This window comes from Paenibacillus litoralis (assembly GCF_046244365.1).
Classification (GTDB): domain Bacteria; phylum Bacillota; class Bacilli; order Paenibacillales; family NBRC-103111; genus Paenibacillus_V.
Genome location: NZ_CP176395.1, coordinates 5408899 through 5425408, shown reverse-complemented (window position 1 = coordinate 5425408; position 16510 = coordinate 5408899). Strand labels below are relative to the sequence as shown.

Below are 16510 nucleotides of genomic sequence, written 5' to 3'. Positions count from 1 at the left end.
CGCCATGGGCGGCGGCTCAGCCGTCGCTCATCCGTTTCGGCGATAGCGGCTCTACGGGCAACTCCGGCTGCTGCACCGAATGCTTGGGCCGGTATTGATTCGGGGATAGGCCGGTCCATCTGCGAAACTGCCGGGAAAAATGGCTGATCGAACCGAAACCAAGCCGTACGGCTATCGCTTCGATCGTCATGTCGCTGCCGATTAACAGCTTTTTCGCTTCGCTTAGCTTTAGCTGGCTCATATATTGGCGGGGGGAAATCCCATAAATTTTGACGAACACTTTGGTGCATTGGCTGCGGCTCAGATTGAGCTCCCGCGCGATTTCTTCGACCGCTCCTGTGGCGTACACGGTGCTTCTAAGCTTTTCTTCGATGGCATGAGCCATATCGGCTTCGAAGGCGGAGGCTTGTTTCGCACCTTCACCGTTCGCCGTTTCATCGTTCGTTTGCAGCAGAGGCATCAATTCTTGAATCATGAGCAAAATATAGCCTTGTACAGCCAGCTTGTCTCCGAACGACGGCTGGACTTGGGTGAAATCCGAGCCGGGTGCGCTGCACTCGGCTAGCGATGTTTGCAGAAGCCGCTCGATTTCGTTGCGGTATTCGGGCAAACGCGTCTTTTCGGCGATTGCCCGGGGGATATGCCCGAACGGTTTCCTGCTGAGGAGCTGTCGCATCCCCGTATCGTCGATATCGAAATGCACGTCGAAAAAGGAATACGATTCATTCGACACGTTTTCCAGCTGATGACGGACGCCGGACTTTAACAGCAGCCAGTCGCCGGCGCGAAAAGCGATCGACGTATCGTTGATCGTCTGCCTGACTTCTCCGCTCCAGCAATAGAGCAGCTCGAAAAGATGATGATGGTGCTTCGGATAGGACCAGCCGGGCGCCTTGACGCCGAAATGGCAGCCGATAATTTGAAGGGTGCTGGTCATATTCGGGAAACGAATCTCGATGTTCATGCTTCACCGCTTTTCCTTGGATGAGATTGCATTTAGTATAGCATGTAGCGTGCACAAAAGGTCAAAAATACGGATGGTTTGCCAATTGTGCCAAACGCCCGGTTTGCCTATGATAAAAGAAAGGCGGAGTGCGCCGATTTAATGTTTTACTATTCGATTATTTTACTGTAGGGGGAATCGTCCATGGCACGTTTTTATACCGAGGGTCCGAATTTTATGCTGGACGGCGAGCCGATTCAGCTTATTTCCGGCGCCATTCATTATTTCCGCGTCGTACCCGAGTACTGGCGGGACCGTTTGCTCAAGCTTAAAGCTTGCGGCTTCAACACGGTTGAAACTTATGTAGCTTGGAATATCCATGAGCCGAAGGAAGGGCAATTTCAATTCGAGGGGATTGCCGATCTCGAACGCTTTATCCAAATCGCCGGCGAGCTCGGCTTGCACGTCATCGTGCGTCCAAGTCCGTATATTTGCGCGGAATGGGAGTTCGGCGGATTGCCGGCATGGCTGCTGGCCGATTCCAATATGCGGCTGCGCTGTTACCATAAGCCGTTTCTGGATAAAGTGGACGCCTATTACGACGTCCTTCTGCCGAAGCTGAAGCCGCTGCTTTGCACGAACGGCGGGCCGATCATCGCGATGCAGATCGAGAACGAATACGGCAGCTACGGCAATGACGTGAAATATTTGCAGCACCTGCAGAACAGCATGGTGGAGCGCGGCATCGACGTGCTTCTGTTTACGTCGGACGGCCCGACTGACGTCATGATTCAAGGCGGTACGGTTCCCGGTGTTCTCGAAACCGTCAATTTCGGATCGCGTCCGGAGGAAGCCTTCGAGAAGCTGAAGGAATATCAGAAGGATCAGCCGCTTATGTGCATGGAGTTCTGGAACGGCTGGTTCGACCACTGGGGCGAGCAGCACCATACCCGCGATTCCGCCGATGTGGCCAAAGTATTCGATGCGATGCTGGCGGCAGGCGCATCCGTGAACTTCTATATGTTCCACGGCGGCACGAACTTCGGCTTCTGGAACGGGGCGAACTGCCTGCCGAAAGAAAATTACGAGCCGACGATCACGAGTTACGACTATGACGTGCCGGTGGGCGAAGCCGGCGACTTGACGGACAAGTTCTACACCGTCCGCGAGATCGTCGGGAAATATAAGGAGCTTGGCGAGCTCGAGCTGCCTGAGCCGATTAAGAAAAAAGGATACGGCCGCGTCGCGTTTAACCAGATAGCGGACTTGTTCGAAAGCCTGAACGCGTTCTCCGTTCCGGTACAGGCGACATGCCCGGAGCCGATGGAGAAGCTTGGCCAGGAGTACGGCTTTATTTTGTACACGACGCAGGTTTCGGGTCCTCGCGGAAGCCACGAGCTGGTGCTGCAGGATGTTCATGACCGCGCGCTTATTTTCCTGAACGGCGAGTACAAAGGCGTGATCGAGCGGCGCAAAGACTGGACAGGCAAAATCATGCTCGAAATTCCGGCTGAAGGCGCAACTCTCGGCATCCTGGTGGAAAACATGGGCCGCACGAATTACGGCGCGTTCCTGAAGGATTATAAAGGGATAACGGAAGGCGTGAAATTCGGTTACCAGTTCCTCTACCACTGGACGATTCATACGCTCCCTCTGGACGATCTGAAGGGGCTGTCCTTCGGCGCTCTTGCAGCAGGCACGGCTTCGCCGTTTACGACGCTTGCCGCTGCGGAAGAAGCATGCGGACCGGAAGGCTGCGCCATCGATCCGTATGCCAAAGGAGAGCCTGCCTTCTACCGTGCGACGTTTACCGTCGACGAGGCTTGCGATACGTTCTTGAACACCGCCGGCTGGACGAAGGGCGTCGTCTACATCAATGGCTATAATATCGGCCGGTACTGGGAACGCGGACCGCAAAAGACGATGTACGTGCCTGGACCGCTTCTGCGCGAAGGCGAAAATGAAATCGTCATTTTCGAACTGCATGGCACGAACGAGCCGGCCGTCACTTTCGTCGATACGCCTGATTTAGGATAATCTTACACGCCGGAATAGTCAGTTTCTGATAAACCCGGTTATCATCAAATCCAAAGAGGCTGTCCCAAAAGGTCTGAAAAGACCGGGGACGGTCTTTTTCTTTAAGTCTCAGACTTCCATGCCGCATTGCGGCACCACAACAGAAGCACTGTCCCATTTGAAACAGCTTCTTTATGCACCGAAAGGGTTGAGGGAAACAGGTAATGAAGAAGGAGGATGGATTGTATGATTTGACTGTGGATTTAAGTGGAATTGAATTGAATTCGTTGACATGCTATCCGAAACTCTAGTATACTTGCGAAAAATAGGAAACGGGTGAAGAGGATGGAAAGCAAGCGCCGCATTACCGCTATCGCTTGGATTACGGCGGTATGTTTGCTCGGCGACTCGATGCTTTATGTTGTCTTGCCTATACATTGGCAGGAAATCGGATTAAGCTCGCTGTGGGAGGTCGGCATCCTGCTTTCCGCAAACCGGTTAATCCGGCTGCCTCTCAATCCGCTGATCGGCTGGCTGTATCGATCGATGCCGATGCGGACCGGCGTGCTGCTTGCGGTTGCGCTGGCTGCGGCGACGACCGTTTCGTATGGTTTGGCCGGCAGCTTTTGGGTGCTTCTTCTGATGAGGGCCATATGGGGAATAGCTTGGAGCTTCCTTAGACTGGGCGGTTATTTAACGGTTATGGAGCTTGCGGATGCCGGAAACCGCGGACGGTTGATGGGGACGTATAACGGCATCTCCGGAATCGGCGGACTTGTCGGCATGCTGGTCGGTTCGTTCGCCGTCGACGCTTTCGGCATCAAAACGGTTTCCATTGCGTTTGGCATGGCTGCCGTGTGCTCCATTCCGTTCGTCGTCCGGTATGTATCCGGCACTCGCGTACAAGCGGAACCGAAGGATCGAGGCGAAGAAAAGTCAGGCAGCCCGTGGAAGGAAACGAGGGTGCTTTGGATGCTTGCGACAGGCCTGTTAACGGCGCTTGTTTTCCAAGGGATGTTCAATTCGACGTTAAGCCGGCTTATCCAAGTTCACGAATCCGTTTTCATCGAATTCGGTTATCTGACCCTAGGAGCGGCTTCGCTTGCGGGCATTTTGCAAGCCGTGCGCGCCGGCTGGCAGCCTTGGCTGTCGCCTCTGATCGGCAGAGCGTTTGATCATGCGCTCCGTCCGAATCGGGTGCTGGCGGTCGTTCTGCTATCAGCCGCGTGCTTGCTGGCGCTGACGCCAGTCCCGATGCCGTTTATTCTATGGTTGTTTCTGCTGTTGTGCTTGCAATTGAATGTAACCGCCGTAAGCACGGTTGTCGATTCGTACGCAACGGAGGTATCGTCATCGCAAAAATCAAGAGTTGCCGTCATGACCGGTTACACGGTGGCGACGGATCTCGGCGCTTCGATCGGGCCTACGCTTGCTTATACGCTCGACTCCGCAGCGGGGACGCCATCCATCTTTTTTTGCGCAGCGGCCTTTCTGGTCATTGCAGCCGTCCGCCAGGCGATTCCTTTTGCCGTCAAGCCTGCCCAACAAACGGTTGCACCGGAAACGATCGGAAAATAGCAGAGGATCCTAGCGGATCCTCTTTTTGTGGTTCAAAGTGTATATTGCGGCACGATTCGTCAAAAAAAGATACCGAAGGGCATAAATATAGTAACTTTAGGCTGCATTAGCGTTGTCCAATAGGCTGTCGTAAGTAGGCGCAAATTCGGCTCATATGGTATAATTCTTAAAGCACCATCGGCAGACCGGCTAAGAGAAAGCTTCATGTGAAAGCGTTTTAGGTATCTATTCATTTTACTTCTGAGCAGGAGGGATCAGTATGTCAAATCCAGATGAAGAAATCGTGAAGGTGTTCGCGGCGCATTCTAATCTGGGCAATTACGAAGCGGCACGTGAGAGCTTTACATGGCAGGAAGTCGAGCGGCATTTCACGTGGTCTGAAACCGGGAACGTCAATATGGCCTATGAGGCGATCGACCGTCATGCGGAATCGGGTCTCAATGACAAAATAGCTTTATACTACAGCGATGATAGCCGCGACGAATCCTATACTTTCGGTGAAATGAAGAGGCAATCCAATCGCTTCGGCAACGTGCTCCGCAAGATCGGCATTTCCAAGGGGGACCGCGTATTTGTTTTTATGCCCCGAACGCCGGAGCTGTACTTTGCGCTACTCGGCGCGATTAAAGTAGGCGCTATCGTCGGACCGCTGTTCGAAGCGTTCATGGAGACGGCGGTTAAGGACCGTCTGGAAGACAGCGCCGCCGTAGCCATCGTAACGACGCCTACGCTGCTTTCCCGAATCCCGGTCAACGACCTGCCGCATTTGAAGCATGTCGTTCTGGTAGGAGAAGGCGTCCGGCTTGAGCAGGGGCAGTACGATTTCCATCAGGAAATGGCGAACGCTTCGGACGATTTGCAGATCGAATGGGTGGATCGCGAAGACGGGTTGCTCCTGCATTATACGTCCGGCTCGACAGGGAAGCCCAAGGGAGTTTACCATGTTCACAATGCCATGATTCAGCATTATTATACGGGTAAAATCGTACTTGATTTGAAAGAAGACGACGTGTATTGGTGCACGGCCGACCCGGGGTGGGTTACCGGCACGTCTTACGGCGTGTTTGCGCCATGGCTGAACGGTGCGACCAACGTGATTCGCGGGGGGCGCTTCAGTCCGACAGCTTGGTACAAGACGATCGAACGTTACAAGATTACCGTCTGGTACAGCGCGCCGACTGCGTTCCGGATGCTGATGGGCGCCGGAGACGAAGCCGTGAAGCAGATCGATCTCTCGGCGCTAAGGCATGTGCTGAGCGTCGGCGAGCCGCTTAATCCGGAGGTTGTCAGATGGGGGCTCAAGGTGTACGGCCAGCGCATTCACGATACTTGGTGGATGACTGAGACGGGGGCGCAGCTCATCAGCAACTATCCGTCGATGGAGATCAAGCCCGGCTCAATGGGTAAGCCGATTCCCGGCGTCGAAGCGGCGATTGTCGACGACAGCGGCATCGTACTGCCGCCGTTTCGGATGGGGAACCTGGCGATCAAGACGCCGTGGCCTTCCATGATGCGCAAGATATGGAACAATCCGGCCAAGTACGAAGAGTACTTCCGTCTGAGCGGCTGGTACGTTTCCGGCGACTCGGCTTATGTCGATCATGACGGCTATTTCTGGTTTCAGGGCCGGGTAGACGACGTCATCAATACGGCGGGCGAGCGGGTCGGACCTTTTGAGGTCGAAAGCAAGCTCGTCGAGCATCCGGCGGTTGCGGAGGCCGGTGTTATCGGCAAGCCGGATCCGGTCCGCGGCGAAGTCATTAAAGCGTTTATTTCGCTCAGGGAGGGCTTCACGCCATCCGACGAGCTGAAAGCGGATATATCCAGATTCGTCAAGGAAGGATTATCCGCACATGCTGCTCCCCGCGAAATCGAGTTCAAGGATAAGCTACCCAAAACCCGAAGCGGCAAAATCATGCGCCGCGTTCTGAAAGCATGGGAGCTGAATTTGCCGACCGGCGACTTGTCGACGATCGAGGAGTAACCCAAAATCCCCCAATGGCATTTAGCCGCCGGGGGATTTTGTTTGGAGATCGTCCTGTTCTAGAAATGATTGGCTATTTGGACTGGGGGTATCCCTTTACGGTCACTCTTGCACTCAGGAAATTTGATTAGAACCCGCTATTAGCGGTTATTTCCCGACTGCAAAGGCGAACGCTAACGCTCCTTCAAGGGATACCCGCCACTCCTTTAGCATTTCATTTCCCAATACAACTGCTCTCATCTCAAACATCCCCCAAACGGAACGAAAGCCGTTGGGGGATGTTTGGGTTTCTATCATTTATAAATAAAAAACCGGACGAATGGATCGTCCGGTAGGTGTTAGAGAATTAGCTGTTGAAGAATGCGATAGAGGTTGCGGTATCTCCTGTAAGAGCGCAGCGTTCGCCTTTGTGTTCGGGAAATGTCCGCAGCAAGCGTCTTTTCAATCAAATTTCCTGAACACAAGAGTGACCGGAAGGAGATACCCCAATTGCGAATAACATATATTCTTCAACTACCGTGAATGCTCTATTCAAGGATCAATCATTCGCTCGGTTTTTTGAAGATCACGCTAGATGACGGCGATGACTCGCCGGCGTCGTTCACGGCTGTGACCCGGTAATGGCCGTCATAGAAGACAGCGTAATAAGAGAACTCGGTTACGTTGTTTACGGATCCGAGCTTCCGGTATGTGCCGGATTCCTTCTCAGCGTAATAAACGTTATACTGATTTACCGATTCTTTCTCGGGATTGGCCTTCCAGTTGATCTGCAAGGCCATCCCTTTCATTTTTACGGTCAAGCCGCCGGGAGCCGATGGAGGCGCCTTGACTTGCGGCTTGGCTCCTCCTTGGTTTTCTCCCGTGCCGTTCGGCGTAGCGCTCGGTCCGGGACTTTCCCCGGGGCTGGTGCCGTTTCCGGTTCCGGGGAGGGTGCCGCTGCCCGTGCCGCCGTTTGCGCCAGGCGTCTGGTTCGCAGAGGAGGTACCGTTTTGTTCCGTTCCGTCGGTGAACAGAACCTTTGCATGCGCCGATTCATGGCCGGCAACGTCTACGGCGACCACCGAATATCCGAATACGCCGCCACCCGGCGCGTCGGTAAAGATCGGTTCAGCGCCCGTTAAGACGACTTTGCCGCTTACGGGCTGAAGCTGTCCATGCGAAGCGGATCTATATAGCCGGTATCCGACAACGTCTCCGCTTGCGCTTGGAGCGAACGAAAGCTTATAGCTGTCGCCGCTGCGCGTAAGCAGCAGCTGAGCCGGCGGTTCCGGCGGCTTGCCGTCATCGCCGCGAGGGTCGGTTTCGGATGGTGCGTCGGTATCCGCATCAAGCGGAATGTAATAGTCAAGCGAGTTGCGCTTGTTTTCGGGCAGCTTCTTCTGGGCTTCCTCGATTCGCTTCAACATCGCGCTAATCGACTCCTCGCGACGGATGACAATTTTCTCTTGTACGAAGTCGTCAGGCGTCGTCGGTTGGGCGATATAGTTGACGCCGTTATAGCTGATTACCTTCATCTTGACCATGACGTCGTCTTCCGAGGTCGGCACATCCCTTTTGTTAAACAGGTCTGTTACCAGATGCTTGGATTCCGTCGTCAGATCGGTCGGAAGCTTGCCGGACAGATCGGATACGGTCATTTCCACGATGTTTGGCGGACGCTCGAATTTCTTGGTCGGGAACAGCTCCGGCCGTTTATCCATGGCGGCGTCCATAACGAGCGCCCAAACGTATTTGGCTCGGTTCGTGCCGCCCGTTGCCTTGCTCAGCTTGTGGATCGGCTGATCGTAGCCGGCCCAAACGCCTAACGTCATGTCCGGCGTATAGCCCATAAACCAGGCGTCGCCGTCATCCTGGGTCGAACCCGTTTTGCCGACGATCGGCATTTGTTTGTAATGCTTGAACTTGGTCGTCAAATCGTTCGCGGTCCCGGAGGTGATGACCGTTCTCATCATATCGGTCATGAGATAGGCCGTTTGCTCCGAGAACACGAAGGAAGGCTTCAATTCGTGCTCGTAAATCGTTTTGCCGTTCGCATCGACGATTTTGCTGATCAGGTAAGCATCGTTGAACAAACCTTTGTTGGCGATCGTCGCATAAGCATTCGTCATTTCCTCGACGGTCACACCCTTGGTCAAACCGCCGATAACACCGGTTTGCGCGACGTAGTCTTCCTTCGTGATGGAATTGATGCCCATCTTTTTGGCATAGTCCCAAGCTTTGTTGATGCCTACGACGTTGATGAACAGCTTGATCGCCGGAATGTTATATGACGAGTTCAGCGCCTTGCGCGCCGTTATCAATCCGTGATAGTCGTTGTCCCAGTTGTTCGGAATATGGACGCCTTTTTGGCCGTCGGGCAAAATGATCGGCGAATCGTCGATTACGCTGGCCGGCTGCACGGCTCCCATCTCCAGTGCCGGAATGAAGGCTGCGATCGGCTTCATGGAAGATCCGGGCTGGCGGTAAGCTTGGTTCGCATGGTTGAGCTGCTCGGAGAAGAAGTCGCGTCCTTCGATCATGCCGAGAATCGCGCTCGTTTTGCTGTCCAACAGAACCGCTCCGATTTGCTCGATACCTTTTTTCGGATCGTCCGGCGTAAAGTTTTTGGCATTTTTGGCGATTTCCTGCATGGCGTCGTAGATCGTCTTGTCGATGGTCGTATAGATCCGGTATCCGCCTCGCTGAAGGTTCGCGTTCACGTCCTTGAGCGCTTCGTTGTAAGCTTCTTTCTTCTTGTCGGAATCGAGCACCAGATTCGGGTATTGAAGCTTGAGCAAAATTTCGGCAGTTTGCTTCTCCGCCTCCAGCATCAGATAAGGATAAGTGCTGTACTCTTTATCCTTCTTCTGGGCGAGCGCCCCCTTCAGGTCGAAGGCGAGCGCTTCCTGATATTGCGGCTCCGTGATGACGTTCTCCTCCAGCATTCTTTTGAGCACGAGCTGCTGCCGCTTCGTGGCGTTATCGAGTTTCTTCTTGTCGAGATCGCCTTTGCTCGTGAAAGCGGAATACTCCGAGGGGAGCTGGGGTAAGCCCGCCAAATAAGCGATCTGGGCGATATTAAGCTGATTCAGATCGTTAATGTCGAATATCCCTTTGGCGGCGGCTTTTATGCCGTACAGGTTATAGCCGTTCGATCCGTTTCCGTACGGGATTTTGTTCAGATAAGCCAGTAAAATCTCGTCCTTCGACATCTGCCGCTCCAGGCGCAAGGAGAGGAAAATCTCTTTGAATTTGCGCGTGATATCGCGGTCAAGACTGAGAAAGACGCGCCGCGCCAGCTGCTGCGTGATCGTACTGCCGCCGGTTTGCACGGGCTCGTTAAGCAGCTTCTGCTTGACGGCACGGAACAAGCCGTTGATGTCTACTCCGTAGTGGGTATAAAAATCTTTGTCTTCCACGGCGATAACGGCATCCAAAAGCATTTTGGGGATGTCGTTCAAGCCGACGAGTCTGCGGTCTTCATCCGTACGAAGCTGACCGATCGGCGTTTCGTCATTGAAAAAGACGAAGCCGGTTACCGCATTTTCGCTCATTTGCTCGGTAATGAATTGCTTCGTTCGAACCGGTTCGTCCTTAACGACGGCGGAAACGTATCCGAACGCGGCGCCCCCTACGAGGAATCCCGCAATAATGCCGGTAATGATAAGCCACTTCAATGTAATTAACGTATAAAGGCCAATCCCTTTTAAGATCGGTTTGCTCTTCAGCCACCATTTTCTCAACCTGAAACCTCCTAAATGATAACTCCCCAATAACGTCGTCGTCTTCATGAGCGCACAGCGTTATGCGGCACTTTTCCTATCCCGTATGTAAAAAATGCAAATCCGCCCCAATTATTATAACATAAAGCGGAAACGGCTGGATAGCGAACGCGAATTGACAAAAAGAGACTCCCTGTGCTTTAATATAAGGAATTTCATGATCCAAAAAGCGAAGATGGACCGACAGACGGCATTGCGCCGTTCGTCCAGTAGAAGGAATGCTGTCGTTTTCAGAGAGCCGGTGGTCGCTGCGAACCGGTACGGGCATCCTATCGAACTACCGTCCTGAGCTGGGAAAGGGAACTGGCCGCACATGTTTGCGCGAAACGTCCTTATGGACGATCTTGCGCAACGGACGACAAACCCGCATGGCGGAGAGGTCGGCGCGTGCAACGAGCCGCAGTAGCTTTCTTCCGGGGCAATCCCGTTATGACTTGCCGAGCGAAAATGTCGCCGTGTTAGCGGACGACGTTTTAATTAGGGTGGTACCGCGAGACCTTCTCGTCCCTTTTTTGTGGATGAGCAGGTCTTTTTGTCGTTTGCGGGACATTGCCTGATGGAAGGCTGAGAGTCAGATGGAGCGGGTTCGGCGCGCATTGGACAAAATACGAACTTTCGGAGGGGCGAACAACATGAACAAATGGGAACAATTAACGCCGGAGCAGCAAGCGGAGGTCAACCGGCAGCTGGAGCTATTCGGCCGCGGAGTCGTCGAAATCGTGCCCGAGGATGAATTTAAACAAAAGATTATCGATGCCGTGGTCACGGGCAAGCCGCTTAACGTAAAGCTGGGCCTCGATCCGTCCGCACCCGACATCCATGTCGGACACACGGTCGTGCTGCATAAGCTGCGTCAATTCCAAGAGATGGGCCATCAGGTTCAGCTGCTTATCGGCGACTTCACGGGACGAATCGGCGATCCGAGCGGAAAGTCGGAAACGCGCAAGCAACTGACCGAAGAGGACGTCAAGCGAAATGCGGAAACGTACCAGAAACAGATCTACAAGATTTTGGATCCGGATAAAACGCAGCTGTTCTACAATTCCGAATGGCTTTCGTCTCTTCATTTTGCGGATGTGCTTGAGCTTGCCGGCAAAATGACAGTTGCGCGCATGCTGGAGCGCGACGATTTCGCCAAGCGGTATACGACCGGGCTGCCGATTCATATCCACGAGTTTTTTTACCCGCTGATGCAGGGCTATGACTCGGTAGCGCTCAAGAGCGATATCGAGCTGGGCGGTACGGATCAGAAATTCAATTTGCTGATGGGCCGCATGCTGCAAAGAGAGTATGGCGCGCCGGCTCAAGTCGCTATCATGACGCCGCTGATCGAAGGGCTTGACGGCGTCAACAAGATGAGCAAAAGCCTCGGCAACTACATCGGAATCGATGAGGAGCCGAATCAAATTTACGGCAAAGCGATGTCGGTGCCGGACGAGCTGATGGTCAAATACTACGAGCTCGCCACGGATCTTCCGACGGAGGCGCTCAAGCGGCTGAAGGAGGGATTAGCGGACGGCTCGGTACATCCGCGCGACGCCAAGATGCAGCTTGCCCGTACGTTCGTGCGCATGTTTCACGGGGAGGAAGCGGCGGAGCAGGCGGAAGCACATTTCGTAACGGTGTTCCAGCAGCGCGCTCTGCCGGCAGACATCGCGGATGCGGAGCTTCCCCTGACGGAGCTGGAGAACGGGAAAATCCGCCTCGTCAAGCTGCTCGTGACGCTCGGCCTGCAGTCGTCCAACGGCGAAGCGCGCCGAAGCATACAAGGCGGAGCCGTTAAGATCAATGAGCAGAAGCTGCTGGATCCGAACGGCGAAGTGGAAGTGTCGGAAGGCGATATTTTGCAGGTGGGCAAACGCCAGTTCGTGAAACTCGTACTTAAATAATCCGTGGAGAGGGTTGAAGCCGATGCATATCATCATTGCGCCAGATTCGTACAAAGGCTCGTTAAGCGCGCTGCAAGCCGCTAAAGCCATACGTGAAGGGGTACTTCGGGCGGCACCGGATGCCAAAACAGAGCTGGTTCCGATGGCAGACGGCGGGGAAGGCTTCACCGAAGCGCTCGCAGCCGCGATGGACGGAACCATTGTCGAAACGGATGCGCACGACCCGCTGGGCCGGCAGATTCGCGGCTTTTACGCTTTTGCGGAAGCCACGAAGACAGCCGTCATCGAATGCGCCGCGGCAAGCGGCTTAACGCTTCTGACCGATGCGGAGCGAAATCCGCTCCGCGCTTCGACCTTCGGAACGGGCGAGCTGATCAAGGCCGCGCTTGACCGCGGCTGCGAACGCGTTTTACTCGGTCTCGGGGGAAGCGCTACGAACGACGGCGGCATCGGCATGGCGCAAGCGCTAGGATTCCGTTTTCTCGATGCGGCCGGCCAAGTCATTCCTGCTTTCAGCGATGGCTGGCTTGAAGTTGCGGCGATCGATTCGAGCGGGGCTGATCCGCGCTTGGCCGGCGTTCGCTTCATCGCAGCCTGCGACGTCGACGCACCGCTCTACGGGGAGCGGGGCGCATCCGCTGTGTTCGGTCCGCAGAAGGGCGCATCGAAGGAGGATGTAGCCCGCCTCGATACGGCGCTGCGCCAGCTTGCCGTATGCATGACGCGGGATATTCGCGTGGACGTTCATGCGCTGCCGGGCGGCGGCGCTGCGGGCGGACTCGGTGCGGGGCTATATGCGTTCTGCGGCGCGTCCATGCAAAAAGGCGTGGACCTTGTGTTAGATGCATGCCGCTTCGAAGAGCGTCTTCCCGGCGCGTCATTCGTGCTGACCGGCGAAGGACGCACCGACGAACAGACGGCAATGGGCAAAACGGCTGCGGGTATCGCGCTCCGGGCCGGCAAATATCGCGTTCCCGTCATCTGTTTGTCCGGCGGTCTAACCGGCGATTATACGAAGCTTCACGAGCACGGCATCGATGCGTGCTTCAGCATCATGCCGCATCCGGCATCGCTTGAGGAAGCGATTGCGCATGCGGAGCCATGGCTTGCCGATGCCGCCGAGCAAGTCGCCAGATTGTTCGCGGTCGCAAGGCACGGTTGAAACGCAAAAAAACCAGGAGACCGGGTCTCCTGGTTTTTTTAATGACTCCCGCTGTCTGCGACTCATAAGAAAGCCTACAGCACGAGCGAGAGAAGACGGAAGATTAACGGCTGTAGAACTCGACGATTTGTTTCTCGTCAATTTCTTGCGGCAGCTCGGAACGCTCCGGCTGACGAACGTATTTGCCTTCCAGTCCTTGTGCATTGAAATCGAGGTACGCAGGAACGTGATGACGTCCTTCAACCGCTTCTTTGACAACCGTCAAACCGCGGCTGCGCTCGCGAAGTCCGATAACGTCGCCAGTGTTAAGAATGTAGGACGGGATGTCCACTTTCTTGCCGTTTACGGTTACGTGGCCGTGAGCGACAAGCTGGCGTGCGCCTGCACGGGAGTTCGAGAAACCAAGACGGTAAACGAGGTTGTCCAGGCGGCTTTCAAGCAAGATCATGAAGTTTTCGCCGGAAATCCCTTTCATGTTCGACGCTCTGTCAAACAGGTTACGGAATTGCTTCTCGTTCAAGCCGTACATGTGACGCAGTTTTTGCTTTTCTTGAAGCTGAACGCCGTAACCGCTCATTTTTTTCTTTTGTCCCGGACCGTGTTGGCCTGGAGGAAAAGGACGTTTGCTTAATTCTTTACCCGTTCCGCTCAGGGAAATGCCCAGGCGACGGCTTAGTTTGAACTTAGGACCTGTGTAGCGAGCCATGTATCGATTACTCCTTTGAACGTTAAATTTTCGTTTTTAATGGTTATGGCGGAGTTCAACCGGTGTCGTCATAAGACGAAGCTCTTAGCTGGTCGGTCCGGACACGTCCAATTTTGTCTGGGCTTTGTAAGCCCCATACTGACAAGCTAGTTCAGCCGCTGGCCGGTCAGTAACAAAATCAGTGAGGGTGTTCGCATTCGTTAACGTCCAACGAAGTGATTTTGGTTGCTTCCACTCAACGTCTAATTTTATTAAAAAGGTATAGGAAAGTCAAGCGCACACTTTGCGGTTCCGCGTTTTTTTTACTAGCGAGAAATACGATTTCTTAAGGAAATACAGGCTTTTCGTAATGGTCCGTTTATTGTAAAATTTCACAAAGATAGTGCATCTTGTACAGAAACATAGTATGATAGTACTATAAAATGCTAATTCATCCTTATCATCCCGATAAGGATAATCCAACGGCAATTGCCTCGACGAGTCGTGATTTGCCGGTTTATTCGATTAATAGAGGAGACGAGGTATGAAGGGTTATTTTCAACGTTTGGAAATGGCATCCGAAAATAAATCCGCATACTTTTCTATGGAAGAAGAACCGAATTTCTCGCTGCGCTGCGAGTATCGTCCGGGCTCTAACGGATTGGACGAGAGCTCGTTGAAAGCCCTCCTTCTAGAAAGCTTCGGCAGCTGGGCCGCGCAGGTGAATGACATGAAGCCGAACATGCCCGGAACGCTGCTTCTGTGCGACGCGAACAATAGGCTGATCGCCTTGTATGAATATGGTCAAATGATAGAATCGTTCGGCGCCTTGTCGAACGGCGAGCCGGAGGAAACGGCCGCTGCTCTTGAAGCCCAAGTGAAAGCCTTGTTCATTCCGGTGGAATTTGACGGACCCGAACGATGCGGCTGGATCGGCTTTCTCCCGAACGGCAGCGATCAGCCTTCCGATTGGCTCCGGGCAGCATCGCTCTCCTTCGTGCCCCACCTGAACTGGCAACTCGAGAAACGCAAGGCTGCCAAGCTGGCCCTCGAAAGGCAGCAGTTCGATGCGGAATCCAAAAAACGCGACCTGCTATACCAAGCCGCCGAGAAGCTGCATTCGCTGATCGACGTCGATTCCGTGCTGACCGAGCTGGTCGTAAGGCTGAATATCCTGTTTTCGGACGTTTCGGTAGATTTAATGCTGTCGCAGGACAACCACAGTATGACGATACCGGTTAAGCCTCTGAACTTTACGAGAGTCGAGGAAGACATTTGCACCCGCTCCTTTATGGAAGGGAAAGAAATGGTCGTCCACCATGCGGACGGAAGCATTCGGGAAGCTTCGCTTCCGCTAGTCGGCAATCAAGGCGTGTACGGAGTGGTCCACATGACCGTGCATACGGCGGATCTGCTGTTATCGGATATCCAGATGCTGTCGACGCTTGCACGAACGGCCGGAACCGCCTTTGAGAATGCCAAGCTTTACGAGCAGTCGAATTTGCTGGTGAGCGAGCTTCGCTTAATTAATGAAATTACGAAGCGACTTAACCAAAGCCTGCAGCTGAACGAAATTTTCAACTTCGCCTCGACCGAACTGATCAAAATATTCGATGCGGATTTTTGCTGTATTTTGCAGCTGGACCGCACTCGCGGGGAGCTGGTCGTGCAGGCGACGAATCTGCCGGCCATGTTCAACGAAAACTTTGCCGTCGACTACGGCTTTTCCGGCGTGGTCTGCATGACGAAGGAATCTCTTATTATTTCCGATTACTGGACGAATCCGAAGGTCAGGTCGAAGCTTATGGAAACGACGCAGTCGCGTTCCTTGATCGCTTCGCCGATTATCGTAAACGGGGAAGTAGTGGGCGTCGTGCTGGTCACGCACCGTCTTCCGAATTTCTTCTCCTACGAAAATTACAAGCTGCTGCAGGTGCTGTCGAGCCACATCGGGCTTGCCATCGCCAACGCCTCGCTGCATAACGAAGTGCAGAGAATGGTCATCACCGACAATCTGACCGGACTTTACGAGCGCCATTATTTGGACGAGCAGGTGAATCTTCATCAGAAGAAAGATTTTTGCGGTTCGCTTATCGTTGTCGATATCGACAATTTCAAAACGGTGAACGATACGTTCGGGCATCAGGTCGGGGATAAAATCTTGATCCAGGTCAGCGGCATTATCCACTCCTGCATTCGTGACACCGATATTGCCGCCCGCTGGGGCGGAGAAGAACTCGCCATTTATTTACCGCAGGTATCCCGCGACCAATCCGTTCGAATTGCGGAACGCATCCGCAGCAGGGTCGTAAACGAAACGGATCCGAAGGTAACCGTCTCATGCGGCATATCCGACTGGCATTGGCAGGACGACAAAATCAGCGTCGAGTCGTTGTTCTACCGTTCCGATATGGCGCTCTATAAAGCGAAGAACGAGGGCAAGAACCAAATCAAGATCGGCTGACGGATAAGATGGCGTTCCGGGGATACGA

9 protein-coding genes are annotated in these 16510 nt (G+C 53.9%); 6 read left to right on the top strand and 3 right to left on the bottom strand.

The annotated features are described in order from the left end of the window. Positions 1-16: 16 nt before the first annotated feature. Entirely contained in the window at positions 17-964 is a 948-nt protein-coding gene (locus ACKGJP_RS22935) for a helix-turn-helix domain-containing protein (protein ID WP_409341119.1), read from the bottom strand. A 183-nt stretch (positions 965-1147) separates the two neighbouring features. On the opposite strand from ACKGJP_RS22935, the gene ACKGJP_RS22930 reads away from it, so the two are divergent. From ACKGJP_RS22930 to acsA, 3 genes are all read left to right on the top strand, one after another. Continuing rightward, the gene (locus ACKGJP_RS22930) at positions 1148-2980 is read left to right on the top strand and encodes a glycoside hydrolase family 35 protein (RefSeq protein ID WP_409341118.1); all 1833 of its coding nucleotides are present in this window, start codon (positions 1148-1150) and stop codon (positions 2978-2980) included. A gap of 324 nt (positions 2981-3304) precedes the next feature. Further along, positions 3305-4537 (top strand): MFS transporter, encoded by a 1233-nt coding sequence (locus ACKGJP_RS22925; protein ID WP_409341117.1) that lies wholly within the window; start codon positions 3305-3307, stop codon positions 4535-4537. A 259-nt stretch (positions 4538-4796) separates the two neighbouring features. Beyond that, a complete protein-coding gene (gene acsA / locus ACKGJP_RS22920; protein WP_409341116.1) occupies positions 4797-6521 on the top strand; it encodes an acetate--CoA ligase in 1725 nt (574 codons plus the stop codon). A gap of 542 nt (positions 6522-7063) precedes the next feature. Here the strand turns inward: acsA and ACKGJP_RS22915 are convergent. Continuing rightward, a complete protein-coding gene (locus ACKGJP_RS22915; RefSeq protein ID WP_409341115.1) occupies positions 7064-10243 on the bottom strand; it encodes a transglycosylase domain-containing protein in 3180 nt (1059 codons plus the stop codon). Positions 10244-10914: 671 nt separating this feature from the next. Between ACKGJP_RS22915 and tyrS the strand changes: the two genes are divergently transcribed. Both tyrS and ACKGJP_RS22905 read left to right on the top strand, forming a co-directional pair. Beyond that, positions 10915-12171, top strand: coding sequence for a tyrosine--tRNA ligase (gene tyrS / locus ACKGJP_RS22910; protein WP_409341114.1), 1257 nt, complete (start codon positions 10915-10917; stop codon positions 12169-12171). A gap of 22 nt (positions 12172-12193) precedes the next feature. Next, positions 12194-13333 carry a glycerate kinase gene (locus tag ACKGJP_RS22905; protein ID WP_409341113.1) on the top strand — a complete coding sequence of 380 codons (1140 nt, stop codon included), beginning with the start codon at positions 12194-12196 and terminating at the stop codon, positions 13331-13333. 103 nt (positions 13334-13436) lie between these two features. Here the strand turns inward: ACKGJP_RS22905 and rpsD are convergent, their stop codons facing one another. Next, positions 13437-14039, bottom strand: coding sequence for a 30S ribosomal protein S4 (gene rpsD / locus ACKGJP_RS22900; protein WP_409341112.1), 603 nt, complete (start codon positions 14037-14039; stop codon positions 13437-13439). A gap of 523 nt (positions 14040-14562) precedes the next feature. Between rpsD and ACKGJP_RS22895 the strand changes: the two genes are divergently transcribed. Continuing rightward, the gene (locus ACKGJP_RS22895; protein ID WP_409341111.1) at positions 14563-16482 is read left to right on the top strand and encodes a sensor domain-containing diguanylate cyclase; all 1920 of its coding nucleotides are present in this window, start codon (positions 14563-14565) and stop codon (positions 16480-16482) included. The last annotated feature ends 28 nt before the right edge of the window (positions 16483-16510 follow it).